Here is a 26,642-nt window from a genome sequence, read left to right on the forward strand (position 1 = left end):
ACAGTATAAGGGCCGTGGTATGCGAAAAATCATCCATGCTGATTGTGACTGCTTCTTTGCCGCCGTAGAGATGCGCGATAACCCTTCACTGACCGATAGGCCCATCGCCGTTGGAGGTGATGCGGATAAACGCGGGGTGATTGCAACCTGTAACTATCCCGCCAGATTCTATGGTGTCCGTTCAGCCATGCCGACAGCCCAGGCATTAAAACTCTGCCCGGACCTGGTTCTCTGCAAAGGACGTATGGATGAATACCGGGCTACAGCAGATAGAATTCGCGAGGTTTTCTATGAGCTGACAGATCGGGTGGAAGTGGTTTCTATCGATGAGGCTTACCTTGATGTTACGGATGTAACCGATTTTCAGGGCAGTGCAACCCGTATGGCCCAGTGGCTTAAAGCGGAAGTTATACGCCGCACCGGAGTGACAATCTCTGTCGGTGTCGCACCGAATAAATTTCTGGCTAAGGTTGCATCCGATTGGCAGAAACCTGATGGTCTCTTTGTGATCACTCCGGGCGAAATTGCTCCGTTTATATCAGAACTGCCAGTGGGCCGGATTCATGGTGTTGGTAAGGTCACTGAAGAGAAGCTGAAGCTGCTGGGTATTGAGACCTGCGCGGATCTGCAGAAGAAAACGGTAAAGGAGCTGACAGAGTCGTTCGGAAAGCTTGGCTTAACCCTATACCAGAGGGCCAGGGGCGAGGATTACCGGGATGTTGTTACTGAGCGGGTGCGTAAGTCGGTCAGTGTGGAACGAACCTACGCAGAAAATATTAAAGTCCAGTCTGACGTTGAAGTTGCTTTAGAGCAGTTGCTTCCTGTTCTTATTCGCCGATATCAGGGCTATGAAGACCGTAAAGTTCGCAGCGTGTTTGCTAAAGTACGTTTTGCAGATTTTTCATCGACCACCGTAGAGACGGCTTTTTTCTCAAAAGGTCACTCTGATTCCACGATAGAAGGTTCTGTCAGATCTGTTGCTGATGAGCCATTGCAATGGCTGAGTGTCTCTCTTTTCAGACCTTTGGTTGCGGAGGCGATTCAGCGAGGGGTACTCAATATTCGTCTCCTGGGTATTGGTATCCGCCTCCGTGAACCGACGTCGGTTGCGGAGCAATTGAGCCTCTTTTCCTGAGTCTGCACTGAAAATGCACGACTATTTGTCATCCCCCTGTTTTGCTTAGTGATATTTTGATTCAAATTGCATAGGATGGTGTAACCCGTTTTTAAACTTCATGTTTACATTTTTAGCCCCGGAAGTGTTGCATTATGGAAAGCTTAGCTGTTCAGGATCTTTCGATTGTTCTGGTCGAACCCTCTAATACTCAACGTAAAATTATTATTAACGAACTTATGGCAGAAGGTATTCATAATATCGAAGGTGCCGGAAGTGCCCGGGAGGCTTATACCCGCCTGAAAACCTTTCAGCCTGACCTACTGATCACTTCGATGTATCTGCCTGATGCAACAGCAGCGGAGTTAGTGGAGCTCTTGCAACGTGATCCTGCAACGGCTGATATTCCTGTGATGGTGGTTTCCAGCGAGCAGAACTATGACAATCTGGAAGCTGTGCGGCAGTCAAAAGTCCTTGCACTATTACCGAAGCCTTTCACCCGTAACGATCTGCATCGTGCACTTTTGGCAACTATTGATTATATCAACCCGGATGAGTTGTCCCTGGATCTCTATGATGTTGAGAGTCTCCGTGTCCTGATTGTTGATGACAGCCGTATGGCCCGTAAGCACCTGGCGCGGGTTATGAACCAGATTGGTATTCAGGATATTACCGAAGCGATTGATGGACTTGATGCCCGGAATATCATTGAAAACCAGGCGTTTGACCTTATTCTGACCGACTACAATATGCCGAATATGGATGGTCAGGAATTGATTCGTTATATTCGCAATGAGACTGAACTTTCCCATGTGCCTATTCTTATGGTGACCTCTGAGGAGAATGAAACGCGGCTGAGTTCAGTTAAACAAGCGGGTGTTTCAGCGTTGTGTGATAAACCTTTTGAGGTAACGCAAGTTAAAGGTTTATTGGCCTCGCTATTAGAGGGCTGATCAGGATAATCTGAGCAACGCGATTTCCCCTTGATAACCAGCCTTAGGTGGGGACATAAATTTTACCGGCACCTAACATGGATGTGTCGGAGCCGGAGTGCAACATGGTATTTGAATTGAAGCAGAAGCCCCATAAAGTCACCCTCACAGATCGGCGTATGATGTTCACCACAGATGTTCCAGTCAGAGATGTGATTCATCATAGTTTGCTGAGTTGCTGCACCGATGCAACATTGCATGACGCTGCGTTACAGATGAATAAGCATCACGTTAGTTCTATTCTTGTGATGGATGCCGGAGAACCTGTTGGAATCTGGACTGAAGCGGATGCTCGGAAGCTGGACTTTACTGATCAGTCTTTGGGTGAGAAACCGATCAGTGGTTATATGAGTTCACCCGTGGATACGGTTGACGGTGATGAGAGCCTGAGTGAAATTGCACTAAAGTTTCAACGTCTACGTCGCCGCCATTTTTTGGTCACAGATCAGGAGCATGGCCCGATTGGGGTTGTTTCTCAAACCGATGTGATTCGCTCCCAGGGGTTAGAGCACTATCTGTGCATGCGTAATGTACGTTCGGCTCTGAATCAGGCCCCTCTTGTTCTGGATGAGTCTTTATCCCTGGCTGATGCAGTGAACCGCCTGCGGGAAAGTCAACGGGATGCAGCTGCCGTCCGGCGTAGTACCCCTGAGAATTACAGTATTATCACTGAACGGGATATTGTTCAGTGGCTGGCTGCCGGTGTGACAGCCCGGACTTTGAAAGAGGTCTGCAGTAATGAGCTTTATGCTGTGGATGAAGATACAGGGCTACTGCAGGCCAGTAATCTGCTCAAGAAAAAAGGTTTTCGTCACCTTGGTGTCGTTAATCAAAGGGGTGGGCTTATCGGCATTCTCTCCTATGGCGATATTCTGGACAGTGTTGAGTATGAATACGTCAATCGCCTGCAGGAAGCGCTGCAGTCAAGAGATGAAGCACTAAAAGCTTCGACAGCGCACTTGCGCCTTGCCCAGCGCGTGATCGAGGCCAGTCTCGATGGCATTATCATTACAGATAAACACGGTATTATCGAATCAGTTAACCCCAAATTTACCCAGGTTACCGGCTATAGCGAAGTTGAGGCGATTGGCCAAAGTACTAAATTGCTCAGTTCGGGCCGCCACTCCGAAGATTTTTACCGGCACCTCTGGAGTGAGCTGCAGAGCAATGGGTATTGGCAGGGAGAGATCTGGAACCGAAGGAAAAATGGGCAGGTCTACCCCGAATGGCTGACAATTACTGCTATCTACAATGATGAAGGTGATGTCGCTCAGTTTGCTGCTATTTTCAGTGATATTACGGATCGTAAGAAAGATGAAGAGCGTATCCGGCGACTGGCTTTTTTTGATGATCTGACCGGTGTTGCCAATCGTCGACTGTTTCAGGACCGCCTGGAGCAGGCTATTGCCAATGCTCATCGTCACCAGCATCGTCTGGCTGTACTTTTTCTTGATCTGGACATGTTTAAACGGATTAATGATTCTCTCGGGCATGTTGTGGGGGATGAGGTTTTAAAGGTTGTTGCCGGTCGTTTGGCTCATACGGTGAGAGAGGGTGACTCTGTTGCCCGTTTGGGCGGCGATGAGTTCACTGTAATGGTACCTGAAGTCGATACGATGGACGGACTTATGATGCTGGCGCAGCGCATTAATGATGCGATCAGTGAGCCAATTTCTATCGGCAGTCATGAGCTGTATATCTCAACCAGTATTGGGATCAGTATATATCCTGATGATGGCATGACTTCAGAGGACCTGATTAAGAATGCTGATGCCGCTATGTATCGGGTCAAGGCAGATGGTCGGGGGAGTTTCCATCGTTATACGGATTCTTTGCATTATGATTCTGTACGGGAGCTGACCATAGAAACCCGCTTGCGCAAAGCGATTAAGGATCAGGCTTTTCAGGTAAAGTATCAACCAAAAATTGAGCTTAAATCCGGTAGGTTGATTGGCTTTGAAGCCCTGCTTAGGTGGCATGATAAGGTAAGTGGCTTAGTGGTATCCCCTGTGGAGTTTATTCCTGTTGCAGAGCGTCTCGGTCTTATCGGAACACTGGGTGAGTGGGTGTTGGAGGCCGTATGCCGGGATCTGTTGTACTGGCATGAATGTGGGTATGAGATTGTACCTGTTGCGGTGAATATTTCAGTTCAGCAGTTGATGAAGGGGGATCTTGCGACGACTGTTCGCCGTATCGTCCGGAATACAGGTGTGCAGGCCAGTTGGCTTGAACTTGAAGTTACAGAAAGCTGCTTCATCCCTGAACAGGCCGATCGCATTGCTGATATTTTGCATGCGCTGCGTATGCAGGGTGTCAACATCTCCATTGATGATTTTGGCACAGGGTATTCATCGCTGAGTTATTTACGTCGCTTACCTCTGGATGCTCTTAAAATTGACCGCACCTTTGTAACGGATGTGGCGCATAATGCTGATGATGCCAGACTGGCATCAACCATTATCGCTATGGCAAAAGGTATGGGGTTGAAGGTCGTCGCGGAAGGCATAGAAAACAAGGAGCAACTTAGTTTTCTGCAGCGCCATGGCTGCCATGAAGGGCAGGGTTTTATGTTCGCTAAGGCGGAGCCTGCAAAGCAAGTTAGCCAGTGGCTCTCAGAGCATTGGAACCCCTTTGAGGCATTGGATCTTCAGGGCGGAAATTAACAGCTAGGGTGTCGAACCTATAAACAGCTGACCTTTCGGTGGCTGTTTATAGGTTGAAGGTCCGGTTTAGCTGGTAGTAAACCACGCCTTCATAACGCTTGTGATTTTTTGCAGCTGATCTGCTGAGATGATGTAAGGTGGCATGGTATAAAGGTAGCGATCAAATGATCGCAGCCATACGCCATGGCTGATGGCAAAATCCTGCACCCCATGCAGAGCTTTGGCATCTTTTACTTCAATCACTGCTGCTGCACCCAGCACCCGTGTATTCAGAACCGCTTCATGCCTGAAGCCCAGTAGCTCTTCTTTCAGAAGCTGGTTAAGGTCTGCAATTTTATCCAGATAGTTATCTCGCTCAAACACTTCAATACTTTTCAGTGCGACGGCACAAGCCAATGGGTTGCCCATGAACGTTGGGCCATGCATAAAGGCTTTGCCGGCATCATCATCCCAGAAGGCATTAAAGACCCGTTCATTCGCCAGGGTGGCCGCGTGGCCGATATAGCCTCCGGTCAGGCCTTTACTGAGCACCATAATGTCCGGTGTGACTTCAGCATATTCTGCGGCAAACAGCTTTCCTGTGCGACCAAAGCCAGTGGCTACTTCATCAAAGATAAACAGAATCTCAAATTCATCACACAGCTTACGGGCCTCCTGCAAATAGATAGGGCTATACATATTCAGGCCACCCGCTGCCTGCAGCAGAGGCTCGACAAGGAAACCGGCGATCTCTTCATGGTGCTGTTCAAATACCTTACGCAGCTCTGCTATATCGGAAGCCACGGCTTCAGCCGGAGCATCAAATGAAGCGGTAGGGGCGGGGGCAAAATGATGTTTTGGTAGCAGTCCGCTGAACAGACTGTGCATACCTTCTTCTGGATCGCATACTGACATGCAACCTGTAGTATCACCGTGGTAAGCGCGCATCAGGGAGGCCATTTTGTACTTCTTTGTCTGCCCTTGATTTTGCCAGAACTGAACGGCCATCTTCATCGCGACTTCCATGCCGACAGAGCCGCTGTCACTGAAGAAGACGTGATTTAGGCCGTCCGGTGTTATTTCGACCAGCTTTTTAGCCAGAGCTGTAGCCGGTTGGTTTTTCAGGCCGCCAAGCATAACGTGGGCTAGCTTATCCGCTTGATCATGAATGATCTGGGTGATTTCAGGGTGTCTGTAGCCATGAATCATACACCACCATGAGCAGGTGGCATCGAGCAGCTTCATGCCGTTGGTCAGCTGAATATAAGGCCCTTCACCTGTTTCTACCTCATAATTAACTTCGAGATTTTTCATCTGTGCATAGGGAAACCAAAGGCTTGTATCCTGCATAATCACACCGCTGTAAACCAGTTTATTTGTATTTAGTTTACCAGCTGATGGCTGAGCACGAAAGAGCGTTACCAAGGTAGGTCTTGTGAAAGCTTAGTAGACCCTGTGAAAGCTTAGTAGAACAAGGCAAGGGGGCTTGTTAAAACCGTGACGGGGCTGGCGCAGATGCCTGAAGCGTCGTTAGAAGGGGATGGCCGATTAACGGCCATTGAATTGTTGCAGAAAGCCCAGGATGGCGTGATTAACTGCCTCCGGCTTTTCCATTGGACTTATATGGGCAGCGCCTTCAATCAGGGTATATTGGCCTTGAGTGAGCTGGTCGGCCAGAAATTCTCCATATTTTGGCGGTGTCATCAGGTCTAGGTCTGAGCTGATAACCAGTGCCGGGCAGTCAATCTGATTAAGATCTTCCAGTCGGTCAAAACTATTACAGCTGGCAAAGTCATTGTAAACCGCCTCTGTTTCGCTTTGCATTAGCAGCTCTGAAAACTGCTCGATAACCTGTGGTGTGGTGCCTTTACTTAGAGCGCTATTGGTCAGATGCCGGATAAAGGCCGGGTAATCTTCGTGAATCTGTTGCAGGAGATCCTGTTGAACCCTGAGTTTAGCCCCGGTGTTGACCAAGATCATGCCGTCAACCTGTGTGGGATGACGCATCGCAAACTCAAGGCAAACAGCTCCGCCCATACTGTGGCCCGCCATGATGAGCTGAGAACTGTCCAGCTCTGTCACCAGCTCCGAAAGAGTGTCGGCATAATCAATGATAGACTGGTTGCCATCATGGTGTGCGCTTAAGGCATGCCCTGGAAGGTCAACCGCAATCATATTGGCGTGACCTTTCAGACCTGTCATCTGCTTTTGCCACTGTGAGTGGTTCAGGCCTGCGCCATGTACCATCAGAAGTGTTGGTATATCCGGATTGATTGGCCATTGGCTGGCCAGGTAACCAAGTTCATTAAAGTCCTGAGCAAACATAGAGCATCCTTGTATGGAGCGGGGCAAGGTTGTTAGTTGTGGATCTTATTTTTATAGCCCCAGAGGCTAAGTCATCAATAAAGAGTGTTAGACTAAACATATGAAATAAATAATACAATACGCAGTTTTGATGAGTATCAAAAAGCTTAGGAATTAACTGTAATCAGTCATAACGGGCTTTCAGATCACCCGCTTGTGCTTTAGGCAGGGCTATATGTTTTGGTTTTTGTAGGGTTGTCGTTATAATAGCCGAGTATTTTAGTTGGTTAATCGTTGTCTGCTTATTTCAGGAGTTTTTTATGGCCGCAATTAAGATTTTGGTAGGAACCGTATATGGTGGAGCGCGGGATGTCGCGGATCATATTCAGCCAATGCTGGAAGCAAAAGGCTATACCGTTGAGGTGTCAGAGGAGCCAACGATTGCGGATCTTGAGAATAAAGATCTGGAGGCTGTCCTGGTTTCCTGCTCTACGACAGGTGCCGGAGATTTTCCGCCCAATTTTGACAAGTTTTATCATACGCTGAATGAGGCAGGAGCAGCATTGTCTCATCTGAAATACGGCATTATCTCTTTGGGGGATAGCTCTTACGATGAGACGTTCTGTGATGCCGGTAAAAAGATCGATGCTGTTTTCGCGGAATATGGCGCTCAGCGCATTGGTCGTCCTCTGGAAATAGATGCTGCGGAGCATTTTGATGCAACTGAGCCTGCGGCGGACTGGATTGGTCGCTGGGCAGATCAGCTACAGCAGGTAGAAATGGTGTAGCTGAGCAAAGATATGACATGCTATCCCATAGTGCAGCCGATCGCTTAAGACAATTCCGGAGGGGAAGCCCCTCCGTTTTTTTGTACGTAATGAACCTTAGCCGAAGTTGCTGATCAACCACCATCCCATGCCGGATAGCAGAGCAACAACAATCAGAAAACGTTTAGCGGGCAGTTCTGATTGCCGGACTGAGTCAGCCAGCGATGCCGGTACTTTTTTAACACCTGTGATCATCGCCTGAATCAGATGTTCACGTTTAAAGGTGTCATGAAACAGTACAGCTGCCAAATGCAGTACTACCAGTGCAATCAGGTAGTCCGGCAAGGTAAGGTGCAGGTCTGTCAGCCAGTAGATCATGTCGTCACTGATATAAGGAACTAATGGGCCATCAATAAAGATGTCATCGGTGGTACCCAGGCCTGAGATCCCCTGAGCCAGCAGAATTAGCACGAGCGCCACAACCATCCAGCCGCCAACAGGGTTATGTCCGACATGGTGTGAGTTGCTGCGAACGGACAGCACTTCCGGGATAGATTTTAATGTCTTTATGGGCGAGCGGATAAAGTTGATAAACCGTGCGTGGTAACTGCCAATAAAGCCCCAGATAACCCGGTAGACCACCAGCCCCAGTACGGTATATCCCGCCAGAACATGATTGTCCATTTGTACACCTTCTGTCCCGCTCCACCATAAAAAGCCGATCAGTCCGACTAATGACCAGTGAAACAGCCGTATGCTGATATCCCAGACTTTAACCGCCCTGGTTGCCTGTTCCGTATGTGATTGCATGTTTTCTCCTTTCAAGAGTGCAAGACGTTAAATCAATTGTTTACCGGGTATCGATAGCTCATCCGCTATCGATGGATTATCAGATAGCAACTGTTTGTCAGATATCGCCAGCCGCTTTTTTAAGGGCATCCAGAAGCGCTTTTTTACTTAATATCTCACCCAGTAAGATGCCTTGTGGCGCGCCGGGCCCATAGACTGCATTAAAAGGGATTCCAAAGCGTTGATGACGATTCAGAAAATCGCTGATAGTTGCATCTGGACGCGTCCAGTCTCCCCGCATTGGCAGAATATTCGCTGCTGACAGCGCCTGCTGAACCTCCGGCGTATTGATGACAGCCACCTTATTGGCGATGCAAGTGACGCACCAGCGTGCTGTAATATCAATAAATACCACTTTGTTTTCTGCAACCTGCTTATCAATTTGACTGGGCTCAAAAGCCGCCCAGTTTAGCTGATCCTGACCATCAGCAGAGCTTGATGTCAGCTTGATATCCGGCTGAGGGAGTGTAGGTATGATCAGCAGAGCCGCAACAGGGATAAGCCAAAACAGTCGATGACGTCTGACCATAAGCCACCAAAGCAGAGCGAGACTTGCAATGGCAACGACACCATTGAATATGATCAGATCTGATAACACCCAGAACAGCCATCCGGCGGTTACCAGAAGACCACCACCGAGAACACGCTTGAGGGTTAGCATCCAGTGTCCGGGTTTAGGTAACTTACAGATCCACTCTGGCTTCAAGGTCAGCAGCAGGTAAGGCAGGGCCAGACCGATACCCAGGGTAATAAAAATCAGGAGTAGGGTGAGGTAGTCCTGAGAGAAGGCAAAACCTATGGCCGTACCTAAAAAAGGAGCTGAGCAAGGGGTTGCCAGAATCGTTGCCAACGCCCCTTGACTGAATGATCCGAAAAGAGAGTGGCTCTTTTCAGGTGTCTCCTGGTTTATCGTTGAACCCAGGGATGAGATAACGGCGGGCAGGCGGAACTCGAATAATCCCCGGAGGTTACCGGCAAAAATGATAACGATAAAAGCCAGTGCGGCAATAAAAATAGGTTGCTGGAACTGAATTCCCCAGCCGACTGCCTGACCACTGGCTTTAAGGGCGATAAGTGCGCCGGCCAGTAATACAAATGAGCTGATAATACCGGCTGCAGTAGCGATAAAACTGCCGCGAATCTGAGAAGTACTCAGCTCGCTATGTTTTATCAGATGCAGAACCTTAATAGAAAGTACCGGAAGGACACAGGGCATCAGGTTCAGAATAAGGCCGCCAGCCAGAGCCATCAGAAGCATGAGCCATAAAGGGGCTGCTATTGAGGGAGCGCCATCCATACCCGGTACAGAGCCCTTATGGCCTTTAACCTGAGTGCCTTCGATAGGGTTCAGGGGGGCGCTGTTTGTTTGCCAGCGCATTGGAAGTTCAAAGTCACCCTGTGAGGTACGGATCACCAGATTGGCGGCTGCGTCAGGGCTTGGCATCTGTTTACGCTGTATCAGGAATTGAGCTGTCCAGCGTTGGCTGCCTGTCCCGGGGAGAGCTTCTGGCAGACCGATAACGGGAGCATTCAGCTCAGGTTCAGGTTGTAGCTCCGGGAAAAGATCCTGCAGTTGCGTTGATTCCGGTAACTGTAATTCGACCTGGAGAATTTTCTGTTCGCTATCCAGCTGAACCTTTGCCGGCTTAAATCCTGCAAGGTCTGCAGGACGGGGGATACGGCTGACAAACTGATTAATACTGAAGGCTGCATCGGCATCCAAAACACCAGATTGAGCGGTGGCCAGATTCGGCAGTTCCGAGACAGGTATTTCAGACTTGAAACGAACAGGAATACAGAGCTCCCGACAGATCAGGATTCGGGTATCCACTGCAATGGTTGCGTCTTCCTGAAGCGGTAATTTTAACGTCAGATCCAGGGGGAAAATAACCCGCTTTTCATAGCCATAGAGCTGCAACCCCTGAAAGTCCAGGCGTGATGGTGCCGGGTAGTACAGTTGAATATTATCAAGGGGGCTGCCCTGAGCTGCCTTTACATCGGGCGGAATACCTGCGGCTCCTGGCGTTCGCCAGTAGGTTTTCCAGCCATCATCCATTTGAATTTCCAGGCCTGCTTTCAGTACAGCCTGGCTGTTTTTTGATTCTACCGCGGCGATCAGTAACCGAGCTTTGGCCTGGGGTGTCTCTGACCAGTCACTTTGGGCTGCCTGGGCTGATAAACTGACCAGCAAGATGGTAAGAAGAAGTATCCCGGCGGATGTATGCCTGCGGCTGAACGAAAGCAAAGCAAGCCCGCTATCCATACGAAAGTGATGTAGAGCCGATAGCGAAGCAATAAAAATGTTCAAAGTAAAATCCCGTACAGAAAACTGCTTGAAGATACTGGCAGGGGTGCCACTAACATATACCGCCGCTGAGACATCAGAGACCATACAGAGTTTCAGATTGAGTCAGACTTTATTGATCATATTGAGCGTTTATGATCAATAAAGCCCGGTTTAACCGGGCTTTAGCACTAACGCAGAGCGTGATCTAAAGCTTACTCGTCATCACACTTCTGTTTGAAAGCCCGATGGCCTTTTTTAGTATGCTTACCAATCTCTTGCATCAGCGCCATAACTTTATCTGCGTCTTTGCTGTTTTCCGCTGTTTCGAGGTTATCCAAAAGCTCTTCCAGGTGGGTCATACCTTTTTGGTAGTTGCTTTGCATCTTTTCCTGGGCGGCTTTAGGTTCGCTCTGTGCTTTGAAAGGCAGTTCTTTCTTAGCACTGCTGGCCAGTTCCTGCAGTGCAGCACGGTTTTCCGCCATGATGGCCCAGTCTTCAGATTTTGCCGCATCTTTGTAGGCTTTCAGATGGTCTTTCATTTCGCCCATCTGCTCTGACAGCTTTGTTTCACCACACTGTGCTGCCCGTACATCTGTGGCACCTAAAAGCAGGGCCGAGGCTAAGGAAACAGCGAACAGAGATTTTTTCAGTCCCATTGCATTCATTTGCGTTTTCTCCATCTAATCAAGCATTTATAGTGTATGAATAAGTTATATCTTATGTAAACATGTCAGGTTATTTTAGTCCAGATCTGAAAGGTAAAGTTCCATTAAGTTATAAGGTTATGATGCCTTGTGTAGGGCGTCCGGGCGAACATGCTGCACAAACGCGGCCACATAATCATCTGCAGGGTGCTGCAGAATCTGCTGAGGTGTTCCCTGCTGTATCAAACAGCCATCTTTCAGAATAGCAATTCGGTCACCAAGTGTTATGGCTTCATCCAGGTCGTGAGTAATAAATATAATCGTTTTATGTAGCTGTTTTTGTAGCTGTTTCAGCTGGAGCTGCATTTCAGCGCGGATCAGTGGATCGAGGGCGGAGAAGGCTTCGTCCATCAGCAGGATATCGGCATCAGTACATAAGGCCCGGGCCAAACCGACGCGCTGCTGTTGACCTCCCGATAGCTGATTCGGGTATTGGCGGTCATAACCCGTCAGGCCAACTCTGTCGAGCCAGTAAGACGCTTTTTCCAGGCGCTGTTCCTTGGGAATACGCTGTATCTCCAGGCCATAGGCGACATTATCCAGTACATTTCTATGGGGTAGCAGTGCAAAGCGCTGAAATACCATAGAAAGATGCTGTTGACGGAATACTTCCAGCTGTTTGCGGCTCAGCGTGGTGATATCCGTTCCTTTGATATCAATCTGGCCCTCAGTCGGTTCAATAAGCCGGTTGAAATGACGAATCAGTGTTGATTTTCCTGAGCCGGACAGACCCATGATGACAAAAATTTCGCCGGCTTCGACGTCCAGATTAATACCCTGTAGACCAATTGCATGGTCATGCCTGGTCAGCAGAGTCTCTTTGTCCATGCCCTGATGCACCAGCGGTAGCATTTTTTTTGCTTGTTTACCGAATATTTTACTCAGATTCCGAATGCTGATGGCAGGTTCACTCATGGTTGCCTCCCTGCAGGTGCTGCTGGCTGCGCCGGGCGTAGCTTTGTGATATCCGGTCAAAAACAATGGCCAGAACGACAATGGCCAGACCGTTCAGAAGCCCCAGAGTAAAGTACTGGTTGGTAATGGATTTCAACACAGGTTGACCGAGACCTTTTACGCCGATCATGGAGGCGACCACCACCATGGACAGAGCCATCATGATCGTCTGATTAATGCCTGCCATGATGGTCGGCAGAGCCAGAGGCAGCTGTACGCTGGTCAGGCGTTTCAGGTAACCAGCACCAAAAGCGGTGGCGGCTTCCAGTACGCTTTTATCAACTAAGCGTATACCTAGGTTGGTCAGGCGAATCACAGGCGGTATGGCGTAAATGACCACCGCGAGAACACCGGGAATCCGGCCAATACCCAGTAGCATGACAACAGGGATCAGGTAGACAAAGGCTGGCATGGTCTGCATCACATCCAGTAGAGGTATCAGCAATTTCTGTAGCCGGTCAGAGCGAGACATCAAAATACCCAGCGGTATGCCCAGAATGATCGCAAGCAGGGTGCAGACCAGAATAATGCTCATGGTTTGCATCGTATCTTCCCACATACCAAAGTAACCGATGGCAAAAAAGGCGATGGCAACCCCAAGGCTTAAACGAAGAGAGCGGCTGGCCAGGTAGCTGATGGAGCATATCACGGCAATTACCAGCCACCAGGGGGTGGCTAACAGTAGCTGTTCAAAGCCAATCAGAAGTGAGAGTAAGGGGTCAAAAAAGTTTTCGATCTGTTCACCGTAACTGCGGGAAAAATCCCGGTAGGCGGTATCCAGTGTTTTACGTATGGCGCGCAGATCACTGCGTTCCATCTCAGGGAATTCGGTCAACCAGCCACTATCGGCCATAGCAGATCCTAATCAGGTTTGATGAGCGTTGCAGCCTGCAGAGCAGGCTTTTAGTGAGCAGTCCCGACAGAGGAGTATGCCCGAAGTGTATCCGGGCATTTTCTGACTGATAATTATAATTGATCCACTGCCTGCTGCAGTTTTTGAGTCTCTGCCTTGGGAAGCCAGTTTCTCCAGACCTCCGGGTAATTTAATAGAAAGTGCTCCATTGCGTATTCACCATCGGCCTGATTTTCTTCCATCCATGCAAGGATGGCACTCATTTGAGGGTTGGTCAGGCTGCGCCCGGCAATATATTTATAAGCAGCCGGAGCCCGTTTGGCAAAGCCGCTGGTGGTGATAGTATGAACCGGAGCTGATGGGTACATGGTAACTTTGGGAGTGGTGCAGTCGGCCTGGGTTGTGCAGTTACGGTAATGTTTGAGATCGACACCTGTGCCAAAGTCTACTTTTACCATCTCATACTTACCCATCACCGGCGTCGGAGCCCAATAGTAGCCAAACCAAGGTTCTTTACGGTCGTAGGCTTTGGCTAAAGAGCCCGCCAGCGCTGCACCAGAACCGGGGTCGACCTGCTCAAAACCGGCTTCTTCCAGCTCCAGAGCGTTAAACAGATGGCCTGCGGTAATCTGACAGACCCAGCCTGCCGGACAGCTGTAGAACGCGGAGCGGTCATCATATTCAGGGTGTTCAAAAAGATCTGCATGCTGGCGTACGCCTTCAATGGTGGCCAGTTCAGGGTACTCATCGACCATATATTGCGGTACCCAGAAACCTTCTTCACCGCCCTGGGACAGAACCTGACCGGCATAACGCAAACGGCCTTCTTCAACGCCCTTATCCAGTTGAGCCTTCGAAGAGTTCGTCCAAAGCTCCGGTGCGATATCCGGTTCACCTTTTTCGATCATCGAAGTGCTTGTGGGTACGGAGTCACCTGGTACGAGCTCGGTATGACAGTTATAAGCTTTTTCCAGAATAAACTGGTCAAGGTGCGCCATAAAGGAGGCTGAATTCCAGTTCATGTCGGCTATGGTAACTGAACCGCACTCTGGTGCAGCCATTGCTTGTGTGGGTAGTGCGCTGAGGGTCAGCGCCAGGGGCAAAGATGCCAGAAGTGCTTTCATACCTGATTCTCTTGGGTTAAAAATTGACGGAAATCTTACGGGTCAAAACAAGGTGATTCAATCAGAATAACAATCGCGGACGGTTTTTGCTCAAACAAGGCACCTCCCTGTATAAATGTTGCCTAGTTGTTTATACGGCAAAAGCATCATTCAGAGCGGCAAAGCTTCTGAAAAAGCACTTTTTATTTCATTGGTATAGCATGCTATAACGTAATGAACTTAAAGGAGATCAATTCATGAAGAAACACACACGATGTAAAATGGGATTGCTGACGCTGGGCCTCTCTTTTTTGTCAGCCTGCAGTTGGGTGAAGGCTGTTGAGGGTAGCGATCAGGTCCTTCTGGCAAAAGCACACAATGTTGTGGGCTGTGAGAAACTGGGGCATACCAACTCTTTTGTGAAAGATAGCGTGGCCGGTTTAAGCCGTAATCAGGATACCATCATGGAAGAGCTGGTAACTCTGGGTAAAAACCAGGCCGTAGAGATGGGAGCGGATACCATCGTTCAGACTGGCCCGCTCAAAGATGGCAAAGTGGGCTTTGATATCTACAAATGTAAGTCCTAACCTTTGACTTATTCCCCGAAAAGGCTGCATCAGGCAGCCTTTTTTGCGTTTTGTTGAAAAACGAAAAGAAAAAAACGGAAACGGACTATCTGGCGCTGGTCGACTAGGCTGGACGCTGCCAACGGGAAGATAAGCACGGCTTTATCCCCGAGGGTTATCCGCCCATTCTACAACGGCTGAATATCGACGCAGACGCCTGGCTGAAAGCGATGCGGCCCAAAGGTATGCCACGCTGCCGTGCGGTAGGGCAATTCAGAAAACTGCAACAGTTTGCCCGGAATAAAGGACTGGCATGGGTCTCATCCGGTCAACAGTTACAGGCTATTTTCAGATAGGTCAGAAAGCGGATTTAACGTGTTAATAGGGTGGCATAAAATTATGGGTGTCCTCCAAGTGCCATGGCTACAACCCGGAAACGATGTCGCATATCGCTGAACTTTATGCATACCAGCAAAAAGCCCTGAAACCATCGCTTTCAGGGCTTTTTAGCTTCTGGCTAGCGCACAGCCATCAATCCGCTACAAAGTGTTTACCCAGCAGTGCGTAGTAGAAGTTATTGTCGTTCAGCACACCGGCAAACCGGCCGTTTTCCTGTAGCAGTACCGGTAGGCGGCTGCTGTATCTCAGGTTGATGGCATCCCGCATGCTGATATCCGGTGTGGCGATGGCAAATTGACCTTTCTCGCCGTCACCCTGCTGCCAATCTGCTGTGGGCAGCACTTCATCCCCTTTACCGGCCTGTTGGATTTCGCCGTTTTCCAGCTCTACCCAGTAGTTGTGCGTGCGGTCGATAATAATGCGGTTGTCAGCTTTTCCGTCTCCGGTGAGCAGATCAAGACCCGTCATCAGGGTACGGCCACCCAGTACATTCAGAGGATTAGTGTGGGCAACAAAGTCCTCTACATAGGAGGTTTTCGGGTTCAGCACGATATCTTCCGGCTTGTCGTGCTGGATAATTTTAGCGGATTCCATAATGGCGATATGGCTGCCGATTTTGAGGGCTTCATCCAGGTCATGACTGACAAACAGGATGGTTTTCTTCATTTTTCGCTGTAGCTCAATCAGCTCATCCTGCAGCTGGGCGCGGATCAGCGGATCAAGGGCAGAAAATGGCTCATCCATCAGCAGAATATCGGTATCCATAGCAAAGGCACGGGCAAGACCCACACGCTGCTGCATGCCACCGGAAAGTTCATGGGGTTTGGAGTGTGCCCACTCTGCCAGTCCCACCATTTCCAACTTTTCCATGGCGCTTTGCTGGCGCTCTTTTTTGCCGATACCTTTCATTTCGAGGCCGAAGGCGACATTCTCCAGCACCGTCAGCCATGGCATCAGGGCAAACTTCTGAAACACCATGGAGATACGGTTGGTGCGCAGATGGCGCAGGGTGTTTTCGTCACAGGTGGCAATATCCACGGTTTCATCGCCATCTTGTACTCTTAGGCTGCCACGGGAGATTGGGTTCAGGCCGTTCAGGGTGCGCAGCAGGCTGGATTTTCCTGAGCCGGAAAGGCCCATCAGAACACAGATTTCACCTTGCTTTACGCTAATATTGGCGTTGTGTACGCCAACCACAGAACCGGTCTGGTCGATAATCTCCTGACGACTCAGGCCCTGATCCAGCAGTGCCAGGGCGGCCTTTGGCTGATCGCCGAAAACCACATCCAGATTTTCGATCTCAATCATGTTTTGTTCGGTAGTCATGATGGTCACCTTCAATGCTTATGATGTGGTTGGATTAGTGATCGCGGTTTGGCTGTTTGCACAGGCGATCCAGCATGATCGCCACCAGAACAATCGCCAGACCGGCTTCAAAGCCCTGAGAGATGTTCACGGTATTCAGTGCACGCACCACAGGCTTGCCCAAGCCATCAGCACCCACAAGGGCAGCGATAACCACCATGGATAGCGACAACATAATGCATTGGGTAACACCGGCCATGATATTGGGCATAGCCGCTGGCAGTTCTACTTTAAACAACAGTTTCCATCGGGTTGCACCAAAGGCTTTACCGGCTTCCAGTAGCTCCTGCGGCACGCTGCTGATACCCAGAGCGGTTAGCCGGATCGGAGCGGCAATGGCGAAAATGATGGTGGAGATCAGCCCCGGTACCACACCCAGGCCGAAAAGAATCAGAGTCGGAATCAGATAAACAAAGGTTGGAATCGTTTGCATCAGGTCAAGCACCGGACGAATGCCAACATGAAATCTGGGGTAGTGGGCCGCCAGAATTCCCAACGGGATGCCAAAAAGAACACACATAAAGGTGGCCATGAGTACTAATACCAGTGTCTCTATCATCTCTGACCAATATCCGAGGTTAGCGATCAGCAGCAGAGATGCTGTAACAAAAATAACCAACCCGATTGAGCGTTGCAGCCACCAGCTCAGCGCAGCGGTCAGTGCGATCAGTACCATAGCCGGGGCCATTAACAGCAGGTCGGTGACACCTAAAATCAGCCATTCAAGGGAAAAGGCAATGGCATCGAAAAATCCGGCGGCATTTCCAATCAGCCAGTCAACAAAGGACTCCATCCATTGTCCCATTGGCAGTTTATGTTCAGTTATCCAGTTCATATGGGGTTACCCGGTATTTTTAGCGCAGGCCCAGTGGCGCCCTGAGCGAAGGAGCATTTAACAGCAAGTCAGCATAAACAGAGGATAAGAGCACCCGCCACTGGGCAGGTGCTGTATGAGGTACTTACAGATTCAGGTGTTTCTTAACCGCTGGCAGGCCGGGTTTGCCATCTAGTGTCTTTACGCCCTGTAGCCACTGATCCAGTACTGCAGGATTGTTACGCAGCCACTCTGTTGCTGCCTGCTGAGGCTTTTTGCCATCATCCAGAATAGCGCCCATGATCCGGTTTTCCATGCTTAGGGAGAACTCAAGATTGGTCAGCAGTTGGCCCATGTTCGGACATTCGGTGCTGTAGTCTTTACGGGTGTTGGTATGAACGGTTGCGCCACCGAAGTTCGGGCCAAACCAGTCATCACCACCGTCCAGATATTCGATCTCGAAGTTGCTGTTCATCGGGTGTGGTTCCCAACCCAGGAAAACAACCCACTTGTTACGACGTTCGGCACGTTGTACTTCTGACAGCATGCCGGCTTCAGAGGACTCCACCAGTTTGAAACCTTTCAGTTCAAAGGCGTCCTGATCGATCATGTCCTGAATCAGACGGTTACCATCGTTACCCGGCTCGATGCCATAGATGCGGTTGCGGAATTTGCTCTTGAACTTGGCGATATCTGCGAAGGTGCGCACACCACCATCAAAGGCGGCTTTGTTAACTGCCAGTGTGTATTTTGCGCCGGTCAGGTTGGTTTTAACGGTTTCTACGGTGCCCGCTTCACGGTACTTGGCGATGTCGCCCTCCATGGTAGGCATCCAGTTACCCAGGAAAACATCCAGTTCCCCGGAAGCCAGAGAGGTATAGGTGACCGGTACAGACAGCAGCTGAGTTTTAGGGGTGTAACCCAGACCTTTAACCACCTCAGATGTTACCGCAGTGGTTGCCGTGATATCGGTCCAGCCTACGTCGGAGAAACGAACCGTAGAGCAGTTTTCAGCAGCATGGGCGCTCAGGGAAAAGGCACTGGCAGAAAGGGTTGCGGTGATCGCCGCGAGCGTTTTTGCGAGTGTCTTTGGGGTAAACGTTTTTTGAGTTTTCATCATCTTTCCTTCTCGTTTTCGTACTTTTATCTTTATCGGGGAAATCTTCGCTCTTTACGGAGCGGTAACCATCCGTATTGAGTTGTAGTCGGTCTCAATACAGATGGTTGAAATCACTAGCGTTGTTGGTTTTCGTAATCCGGGTGAATCCAGACGGCTGCATCTGCCTTGGGGAGCGGCTGTTTGCCCAGAATTTTATCGGCGGCTTTTTCAGCCACCATGATCGTAGGTGCATTCAGGTTTCCGTTGGTAATCGTCGGAAATACGGAGGAGTCCACCACCCGAAGATGCTTGATACCGCGCACATTGCAGTCAGCATCCAGCACCGCCATAGGGTCGTCTTCAGCGCCCATCTTACAGGTGCAGGATGGGTGATATGCGCTTTCGACGTTGTCACGCACCCAAGCGTCAATCTGCTCGTCAGACTCAATGTCGTAGCCCGGCTGAATCTCATTGCCGCGATATTTCTCCAGTGATTTCTGGTTCAGAATCTCACGGGTCAGGCGGATACAGGCGCGCCAGTCTTCAATATCCTGCTGTTCTGTCAGGTAGTTGAACAGAATGCTTGGTGCGTCATGGGGATCAGCACTTTTAATGCGGATATGGCCACGACTGGCGGGCTTGTTCGGGCCAACATGAACCTGAAAACCATGACCTTTAAAGGCGGCATTGCCGTCATAACGCATGGCCGCTGGTAGGAAGTGATACTGAATATCCGGCCATTTCAGCCCCTTGCGTGAGCGGATAAAGGCGCAGGACTCAAAATGGTTGGTGGCACCCAGGCCATCTTTGAACAGAATCCAGCGGGTGCCGATCAGGCCTTTGCTGATCAGGTTCAGTTTCGAGTTCAGAGAGATCGGCTCTTTGCACTGGTACTGAAAATAAACTTCCAGGTGATCCTGCAGGTTTTCACCTACGCCGGGCAGGTCTTTTACAACCTCAACACCGGCTTTTTCCAGCACCTCTTTCGGGCCGATACCGGACAGCTGCAACAGCTGAGGTGAGCCCACTGAACCTGCGGCAGAGATCACTTCGCGATAGGCGTTAACGGTTTTAATCTGGCCCTTATGCTCAAACTCAACACCCGCCGCTGCAATTTCACCACTGGATCTGTTGGTCAGAATTTTTCGACTATGGACGCCGGTCAGTACGGTCAGGTTGGGGCGCTGCATAGCGCGGCGCAGATACGCATTGGAAGTGGAGCTGCGTACACCATTTTTAACCGTCATATGCATCGGGCCGAAGCCTTCCTGACGGTAGCCGTTGTAATCTTTGGTGAAACCGTAGCCAGCATCGACACCGGCATCGATAAACGCCTGATACAGAGGATTCAGGGACATCCCATTACCGTTGCAGGTGCCTACCGGGCCGTTGCCACCGCGATAACTGTCTGCACCACCTTCCCATGTTTCGGCACGCTGGAAGTAGGGCAGGCAGCTCTGGTAATCCCAGCCCGTTGCGCCCTGTTCCTGCCACTGATCAAAGTCACAGGCGTGGCCGCGCACATAAACCATACCGTTGATGGAGGAGGAGCCGCCAAGGGTTTTACCCCGAGGCGTGTGCAGTGAACGGTAGTTGACGCCGGGCTCTGGTTCTGTGTGAAACTGCCAGCAGAGGCTTTCGGTATTCATCGGGTAGGAGAGTGCCGTTGGCATCTGGACAAAGATGCTCTTGTCACTACCGCCTTTCTCCAGCAGTAACACGGTATGCATACCGCTTTCCGTCAGGCGGTCCGCCAGTACGCAACCAGCAGAACCTGCCCCGATGATGATGTAATCGTATTCCTGTTTCATATCGCTAGGACTCATAGTGGGTTGCGCAGGGATCAGTATGGACGCTCAATGTCGCCGGTCTCTACAAACACGCTCTTGGTCTGGGTGTAGTGGTAGAGGGTTTCGATGCCGTTTTCCCGGCCAATGCCGGATAGCTTGTAACCGCCCACCGGCATTTCAGCCGGAGAGGCACCCCAGGTGTTGATCCAGCAGATCCCCGCCTGCAGACGGTTGATCACGCGATGGGCGCGCCCCAGATCTCTGGTGAAAACACCGGCGGCTAAGCCGTATTCGGTGTTGTTGGCGCGGGTAATCACTTCCTCTTCATCGGAGAAGCGCAGTACCGACATCACAGGGCCGAAGATCTCATCGATCACCTGGGGCATATCATCGGTGCAGTCAGCGAATACGGTGGGTTTAACGAAAGCGCCTTTATCCGGGCCGTTTTCAGTGGCTTGTTCGCCGCCGCAGATTAAACGGGCACCGGCTTGTTTGGCCGCTTCGATATAACCCAATACCTTCTGCATATGATCTTTTGAGATCAGCGCTCCCACCTGAGTTTTAGGGTCGGTGGGGTCGCCGATAATCATCTGCTCGGTACGGGTTTTAAGCTCGTCAAGGAAGGCGTCATAGATGGCGTCATGTACAAAGACGCGGGTGCCGTTAGTGCACACTTCGCCCTGGGTGTAAAAGTTGGCCAGCATGGCACCGGAAACCGCTTGCTCAACCGGCGTATCCGGGAAGATGATCATGGGGGATTTGCCACCCAGTTCCATGGTGACCTGCTTGAGGGTCTTGGCGGAATCCCCCATCACCGCTTTACCGGTGCCGCATTCGCCGGTGAAGGAAACCTTGCTGATCTCAGGGTGAGCGGTGAGCATCCGGCCAACACGGGCATCCCCCTGAATCACATTAAAGACGCCATCCGGTACACCGGCTTCGGTATAGATCTCCGCCAGCTTCAGTACACTCAAGGGTGTTTCCTCTGAGGGTTTAAAGATCATGGCGTTGCCGGCGGCCAGTGCCGGTGCGGATTTCCAGCAGGCGATCTGAATCGGGTAGTTCCAGGCACCGATTCCGGCGCAGATGCCCAGGGGCTCGCGGCGGGTATAGAAGAAATTCTGCTCATTCAGCTGCTGGTAATCGCCCTGAATTTTGTCCGCAAGACCCGCGTAGTACTCGATTACATCGGCACCGGTGACAATATCCACGCAGTCTGCTTCCTGAATCGGCTTGCCGGTATCCAGTACTTCCAGCATCGCCAGCTCGTCATTGCGCTCACGCAGCAGAGCAACGGCTTTATTCAGAATACGGCCGCGTTCAATACCGGTCATCGCAGCCCATTCAGCCTGACCTTTTTTTGCAGATTCAATGGCGGCAGACATTGCGCTGTCATCACCCTGCGCGACGGTTGCGATAACCTCGCCATTAGCAGGGTTGATGCTGGTAAAGGTCTCTTTCGGTGCCTGGGTGTAGTAGCGACCGTGGACATAATGTTGGGTTATAGACGGTTGTTGGGTAACAGAGGATTGCTGTGAAGTTGTCATCGTATCTCAACCTGAAAATAGGGTTTGCCAAAAAAATTTAGGGTCTGTCGCGGGTTAATTCATTGGCCTGCCGGGCCATTATTAAGTCATCATTTTCCGGGACTTGTCTGATTTGCCGTCCAGATATTCCTGCCAGACCGCCTCTGGCAGTTTGAGCCGGAGGTAATCCAGAATCAGGTGCTCAGCCAGTTCTTTGTCGATGCCGTTGGGAGAGAGTGCCCCCCTGAGCCAGATACCATCAATCAGAGCGGCTACGCCCTGCGCGATAAAAGCAGCTTCCTCGTGGCTGACCACCTGCTTCAGTTCATAGCGCAAGTAGGAGAGCAGGCGCTGTTCGTTGACCCGTTGCAGTCGGTGTAGCTGAGGTTTGTGCATGGAGTGCGACCAGAAGGTCAGCCAGGTTTTGACGACCTTGCTGTCCAATTGTTTAGGGTCAAAATTACCTTCAACTACGGCAATCAGTCGCTCTACAACATTATCGCGTTCAACCTTTTTTAACCGTTTGCTGATCGCTGCAGACAGCTCTTTCAGAACAGAGCGCATGGTTTCTTCCAGCAAACCATCCTTGCCACCAAAATAATGGTTGATAATTGCCGGGGAAACGCCGGCATATTTCGCGATCATGGCAACACTGGCTTTATGCAGCCCTGCATCGTTCACCGCTTCCATGGTGGCATTAATCAGTTGAGGCTTACGGATTTCCGGCATGCCAACTTTGGGCATCGCAACCGCTCCCTGTTTTTCTTAAATGAATGTTTAATTAAAAATGACAGATGCAGCCAAGGTCTGCAAGTAAAAAATAGTTAGGGTTCTAATCTAATATTTTTACATCTGGCTTAATTGCAGGAAATAGCTGCCAATATGCAGCTAAGATCTTGAAAATGTTGTTATAGGGGGAAATATTAGGCGTCTTATGTTTTGTGGCGGAAAAGTTCGATCAACAGATTGTTTTCAGGCGCGGCGTTTATTGGGCGGTAAAACCTGAAAAAGACTAGCAGGCTATATCAGGCATCTTTTCCAGAATGGATATCCGGTCCGGGCGGTGGGTGCGTGGTTCACTCTGGCTCTGTACGGTTATATATCTATTTAATTGTGATTGATTATCAAATAGAAATCGTTACTATTTGCTGCTGCCGTCTGGGGTAACAGATTTTTGGTGTAAATAACTCATATGATACAAGATGCTGCCTTTCACAGAATTCAATCCACCCTGGAATATATACATAATCATCTGGACAGGCCTTTGTCAGTGGAGTCGATGGCTGAAAAAAGTTGCTGGTCCAGGTGGCAGTTCCAGCGGGTATTCAGCCATTTTACCGGGCAAACCGTTGCTCAATATATACGTGAGATTCGCCTGAGTCGTGCCGCTGAGTTGCTGCTGTGTAGTCGACGAACACAATTGGATATCGCTTTGGAGTGCGGGTTTGACTCCGAGGTGAGTTTTAGTCGTAGTTTCCGGCATATGTTTCATTGCACGCCAGGTCAATATCGCAGACGAGGTAAGCGTGCCGGTCTGAAAACACCGATTGTGTCACTGCCGCTAACAGATCTTTCAGGTCATAAGCCCGGAGGGATTTCTCAGCTTAAAGGACTGGAGGAACACAGGTTGCTCCAGATAAGAGTTGAAAGTCAGCCGGAGAAGCAGGTGCAGGGTGTTGCGGGCCGGATACAGGGGATATTTGCCGAGCAGCCTGATTTTTCCGCTAAAGTCCCGCAGATCTGGCAGAAATTATCTGAGAGGCTTGCAAAAAAACATAGCCTCACAGACCGGAGCGCGATGCAGGCTCTGGGTGTTCTGGATACCAGTTCGCTGAGTTCAGGTGATACCTCTATTGATTACTGGGCGTGTATCAGTAGTGATCAACATGAGCCGCTTACCCTGCTGGATTCTTTGGTGATTCCCGAGCAGGAGTACGCTGTTATTCCTTTTTCCGGGCCAGCCGGTCTGATCGATAATACACTGCAGTGGTTTATTTGCCACTGGCTGCCGACGTCTGGTTATCGGGGAATCAACCGGTTTGACCTTGAAGTCTACCCTTCAGGTTTTATTGCAGACGGCCAGCATCTGGAAATGGAGTATTGGGTGCCCGTCGCCCCCGAGTGAGTTATTCGCAGGAATGGTTAAGCATGATTTGACTTCCGGGTGATCAGTTTGCACCAAATCGTTAAGTTTGCAGCCGACATAAAAATTATTATTGAGAATAATTCACATTTGTAACAAGCCTTCTTTCTCAATCGCTGTTTACTAGGAGCAATAATGAATAGATCTGATCACCCTTTATCAGGAGCGCGGTTTAAGCCTCGTCTGTTAGCAATGGCGGTTGCCACTGCTTTTTCTACCCCTTTGATTGCGGCGTCGGCGGATGAAGCCTCAGTGTCTGATCAGGTTCAGACTCAGGGTGACCTGGTTATTTACAATAACACCTATCGTAATACGGCAACGAAAACAGCGCTTTCAGCCGAAGAAACACCTCAGGGATATTCTATTATTGATCAGGCCGATCTGGATATGCGTAATGCTGATTCGGTGGCTGAAGCGTTACGTTACAGTACCGGAGTCAATACTGAGTTACGTGGTGGTGCCGTTACGCGTTTAGATCTTTTTTCCATCAGAGGCTTTATTAACTATCAGAATGCCTATGATGGGCTGCCACTGATTTTTAATGACTGGAATTTACAGCCCCAGATCGATGCCAAGGTACTGGAACAGGTGGAGGTGTTCAAAGGGCCAACCTCTACACTGTATGGCAGTATGCCCCCCGGTGGGATGGTGAATCTGATCAGCAAGCAGCCTCAGACAGAGTCCGCCCACAGCGTAGAGTTAGCAACGGGAAGCCGAAACAAAATTGAGGCCAGCTTTGATTCGACCGGTCAGATAGGGGAGTCAGATTTTTCTTACCGTGTCGTGGGTCTGGCCCGGGAGGAAGACTCCCAGGCTGATACTGCTCAGGATAAGCGAACACTGATAGCACCCTCTGTTGATTGGCGTGTCTCTGAGGATACCCTGGTTAACTTCAACCTATACTACCAGGATGATCCGGCGATGGGCGTTTATACAACGCTGCCTGCAGAGGGTATGTTCCGGGATAACCCTAATGGGGAGTTTGATCAGAGCAGCTTTAGTGGTGATAAGAACTGGAATACCTATGAGCGTGAAGTCACCCTTGTGGGTTATAAGATTAACCACAAGCTGAATGATAACTGGACTGTGCTTCAGAATGTCCGCTATATGGATGCATCGGCATACCAGGAGAATACTTATATATCCTCACTGGAAGACGATATGCGCACCCTGAACCGGAATGCCTATCTGACCGATGAGACCAGCAAGGCCATAGCACTGGATAATCAGCTGTCAGGCATCGTTTACACAGGAAATGTTGAACATAACCTTCTGGTCGGCCTGGACTATCAGAAACTGGAATCCGACATTCGCTACGAAGATCAGGCGATTGCGACTCTGGATCTTTTCGACCGCGATAATAATCAGGTGGATCGTGCCGCTCTGGATATGACAAATACGGCTTATTCCAGTGATTTCACAAAAGAAACAGAGCAAACGGGCTTTTACCTGCAGGATCAGATGAAAATAGGGTCTTTGGTTCTGATTGCCGGGGCGCGTTACGATGACTATAAAGGAACAGAAAAGGGTAAAAAATACTCCCAGGAAACAGATACCAAGCTCACGGAAACTCATACCACAGGTCGTGTTGGGGCGCTCTATCAGCTGGATAACGGGCTGGCACCTTTTGTCAGCTATGCTGAGAGTTATCAGCCTGAAACAGGCGTCACCCGCAATAAAGAAGCGTTTGAAGCCTCTACCGGTCAGCAGTGGGAGGCGGGCATTAAATATAAGAGCGTTGATCGTCAGGTAACGGGCTCTCTTGTGGCTTATCAGATTACAAAAGATAATGTTCCCACCCGTGATCCTAATGGTTCAGCTTATGACCTGATTCAGGCGGGGGAAGTTGAGTCGAAAGGTATTGAAGCAGAGCTTCAGGCTCAGGTCTCAGATAACCTTTTGCTTTCCGCATACTATACGCGTCAGGATGTTGAGATTACGAAGGATAATAATGGGCTGCAGGGCAAAACGCCGGTATGGGTTCCGGAGCAGATGCTTTCTGCCTGGGCGCAGTATGATATCTATACGGGAGCACTTGCAGGAACAACGCTAAGCTCTGGTATTCGTCATATTGGTGAAGCTCAGATGGATGCAGCCAATAGTGATACGGTTCCTTCGGCAACGATGATGGATCTGTCTGTGGCCTATGATCTGGCTGGACTGAGTCCCGGTGCATACGGTGCCACAGCCCGTATCAGTGTCAGTAATGTATTTGATGAGGTGTCTTACACCTGCTACGACGGTAACAACTGCTGGTTTGGCGCAGAACGTACGGTTGAAGCCAGTTTGAAATACGACTTCTGAGTATTGCAGAGCTGCCAGATGTTCGATTATTGACCGATTGGCAGGATACCTTCTGACAGAGTTGGTA

21 protein-coding genes are annotated in these 26,642 nt (G+C 49.9%); 7 read left to right on the forward strand and 14 right to left on the reverse strand.

The features are described 5' to 3' along the window. Positions 1-19: 19 nt before the first annotated feature. The 3 genes from dinB (at position 20) to BTA35_RS15580 (ending at position 4,769) form a co-directional block, all read left to right on the forward strand. A complete protein-coding gene (gene dinB, locus BTA35_RS15570) occupies positions 20-1,135 on the forward strand; it encodes a DNA polymerase IV (RefSeq protein WP_078320742.1) in 1,116 nt (371 codons plus the stop codon). Positions 1,136-1,269: 134 nt separating this feature from the next. After that, the gene (locus tag BTA35_RS15575) at positions 1,270-2,067 is read left to right on the forward strand and encodes a response regulator (RefSeq protein WP_078320743.1); all 798 of its coding nucleotides are present in this window, start codon (positions 1,270-1,272) and stop codon (positions 2,065-2,067) included. A 104-nt stretch (positions 2,068-2,171) separates the two neighbouring features. Continuing rightward, positions 2,172-4,769, forward strand: coding sequence for an EAL domain-containing protein (locus tag BTA35_RS15580; protein ID WP_160055294.1), 2,598 nt, complete (start codon positions 2,172-2,174; stop codon positions 4,767-4,769). 66 nt (positions 4,770-4,835) lie between these two features. Here the strand turns inward: BTA35_RS15580 and bioA are convergent, their stop codons facing one another. Both bioA and BTA35_RS15590 read right to left on the reverse strand, forming a co-directional pair. Then, positions 4,836-6,098, reverse strand: a complete 1,263-nt coding sequence (bioA, locus tag BTA35_RS15585; protein ID WP_078320828.1) for an adenosylmethionine--8-amino-7-oxononanoate transaminase — start codon at positions 6,096-6,098, stop codon at positions 4,836-4,838. Between the two features lie 198 nt (positions 6,099-6,296). Beyond that, positions 6,297-7,073: an alpha/beta fold hydrolase gene (locus BTA35_RS15590; RefSeq protein WP_078320744.1), complete on the reverse strand. Its 777-nt coding sequence runs from the start codon at positions 7,071-7,073 to the stop codon at positions 6,297-6,299. 299 nt (positions 7,074-7,372) lie between these two features. On the opposite strand from BTA35_RS15590, the gene BTA35_RS15595 reads away from it, so the two are divergent. Then, on the forward strand, positions 7,373-7,840 hold the full coding sequence (locus BTA35_RS15595) for a flavodoxin domain-containing protein (protein WP_078320745.1): 468 nt from the start codon (positions 7,373-7,375) through the stop codon (positions 7,838-7,840). A gap of 96 nt (positions 7,841-7,936) precedes the next feature. Here BTA35_RS15595 and BTA35_RS15600 read toward each other — a convergent pair whose 3' ends face one another. The 6 genes from BTA35_RS15600 to BTA35_RS15625 form a co-directional block, all read right to left on the reverse strand. Next, entirely contained in the window at positions 7,937-8,629 is a 693-nt protein-coding gene (locus BTA35_RS15600) for a cytochrome b/b6 domain-containing protein (protein WP_078320746.1), read from the reverse strand. Between the two features lie 97 nt (positions 8,630-8,726). Next, positions 8,727-10,976 (reverse strand): protein-disulfide reductase DsbD family protein, encoded by a 2,250-nt coding sequence (locus BTA35_RS15605; protein ID WP_160055291.1) that lies wholly within the window; start codon positions 10,974-10,976, stop codon positions 8,727-8,729. A 191-nt stretch (positions 10,977-11,167) separates the two neighbouring features. Next, positions 11,168-11,620 carry a cytochrome b562 gene (locus BTA35_RS15610; protein WP_078320748.1) on the reverse strand — a complete coding sequence of 151 codons (453 nt, stop codon included), beginning with the start codon at positions 11,618-11,620 and terminating at the stop codon, positions 11,168-11,170. Positions 11,621-11,737: 117 nt separating this feature from the next. Continuing rightward, a complete protein-coding gene (locus BTA35_RS15615; RefSeq protein WP_078320749.1) occupies positions 11,738-12,574 on the reverse strand; it encodes a quaternary amine ABC transporter ATP-binding protein in 837 nt (278 codons plus the stop codon). Further along, positions 12,567-13,466: an ABC transporter permease gene (locus tag BTA35_RS15620; RefSeq protein ID WP_078320750.1), complete on the reverse strand. Its 900-nt coding sequence runs from the start codon at positions 13,464-13,466 to the stop codon at positions 12,567-12,569. Before BTA35_RS15620 ends, BTA35_RS15615 begins: the two co-directional genes overlap by 8 nt. A gap of 113 nt (positions 13,467-13,579) precedes the next feature. Then, positions 13,580-14,590 (reverse strand): ABC transporter substrate-binding protein, encoded by a 1,011-nt coding sequence (locus tag BTA35_RS15625; protein ID WP_078320751.1) that lies wholly within the window; start codon positions 14,588-14,590, stop codon positions 13,580-13,582. 236 nt (positions 14,591-14,826) lie between these two features. Here BTA35_RS15625 and BTA35_RS15630 point away from each other — a divergent pair, with 236 nt between their 5' ends. Further along, positions 14,827-15,156 carry a DUF4156 domain-containing protein gene (locus BTA35_RS15630; protein ID WP_078320752.1) on the forward strand — a complete coding sequence of 110 codons (330 nt, stop codon included), beginning with the start codon at positions 14,827-14,829 and terminating at the stop codon, positions 15,154-15,156. A gap of 510 nt (positions 15,157-15,666) precedes the next feature. Here BTA35_RS15630 and choV read toward each other — a convergent pair. From choV to betI, 6 genes are all read right to left on the reverse strand, one after another. Next, positions 15,667-16,860 carry a choline ABC transporter ATP-binding protein gene (gene choV / locus BTA35_RS15635; protein WP_078320753.1) on the reverse strand — a complete coding sequence of 398 codons (1,194 nt, stop codon included), beginning with the start codon at positions 16,858-16,860 and terminating at the stop codon, positions 15,667-15,669. A gap of 34 nt (positions 16,861-16,894) precedes the next feature. Further along, positions 16,895-17,734 carry a choline ABC transporter permease subunit gene (gene choW / locus BTA35_RS15640; RefSeq protein ID WP_078320754.1) on the reverse strand — a complete coding sequence of 280 codons (840 nt, stop codon included), beginning with the start codon at positions 17,732-17,734 and terminating at the stop codon, positions 16,895-16,897. A 124-nt stretch (positions 17,735-17,858) separates the two neighbouring features. After that, the gene (locus tag BTA35_RS15645; protein WP_078320755.1) at positions 17,859-18,830 is read right to left on the reverse strand and encodes a choline ABC transporter substrate-binding protein; all 972 of its coding nucleotides are present in this window, start codon (positions 18,828-18,830) and stop codon (positions 17,859-17,861) included. 116 nt (positions 18,831-18,946) lie between these two features. Continuing rightward, complete coding sequence (gene betA / locus BTA35_RS15650) at positions 18,947-20,638, reverse strand: choline dehydrogenase (protein ID WP_238377615.1); 1,692 nt, start codon at positions 20,636-20,638, stop codon at positions 18,947-18,949. A gap of 17 nt (positions 20,639-20,655) precedes the next feature. Next, positions 20,656-22,149 (reverse strand): betaine-aldehyde dehydrogenase, encoded by a 1,494-nt coding sequence (betB, locus tag BTA35_RS15655; protein WP_078320757.1) that lies wholly within the window; start codon positions 22,147-22,149, stop codon positions 20,656-20,658. Positions 22,150-22,230: 81 nt separating this feature from the next. Beyond that, positions 22,231-22,872, reverse strand: a complete 642-nt coding sequence (gene betI, locus BTA35_RS15660; protein ID WP_078320758.1) for a transcriptional regulator BetI — start codon at positions 22,870-22,872, stop codon at positions 22,231-22,233. A gap of 535 nt (positions 22,873-23,407) precedes the next feature. Here betI and BTA35_RS15665 point away from each other — a divergent pair. Both BTA35_RS15665 and BTA35_RS15670 read left to right on the forward strand, forming a co-directional pair. Continuing rightward, positions 23,408-24,253: an AraC family transcriptional regulator gene (locus BTA35_RS15665; RefSeq protein ID WP_202931283.1), complete on the forward strand. Its 846-nt coding sequence runs from the start codon at positions 23,408-23,410 to the stop codon at positions 24,251-24,253. Between the two features lie 153 nt (positions 24,254-24,406). Continuing rightward, positions 24,407-26,575: a TonB-dependent siderophore receptor gene (locus BTA35_RS15670; RefSeq protein ID WP_078320760.1), complete on the forward strand. Its 2,169-nt coding sequence runs from the start codon at positions 24,407-24,409 to the stop codon at positions 26,573-26,575. Positions 26,576-26,642 lie beyond the last annotated feature (67 nt).

Source organism: Oceanospirillum linum (assembly GCF_001995095.2).
In the GTDB taxonomy this organism is placed as follows: domain Bacteria; phylum Pseudomonadota; class Gammaproteobacteria; order Pseudomonadales; family Halomonadaceae; genus Oceanospirillum; species Oceanospirillum linum.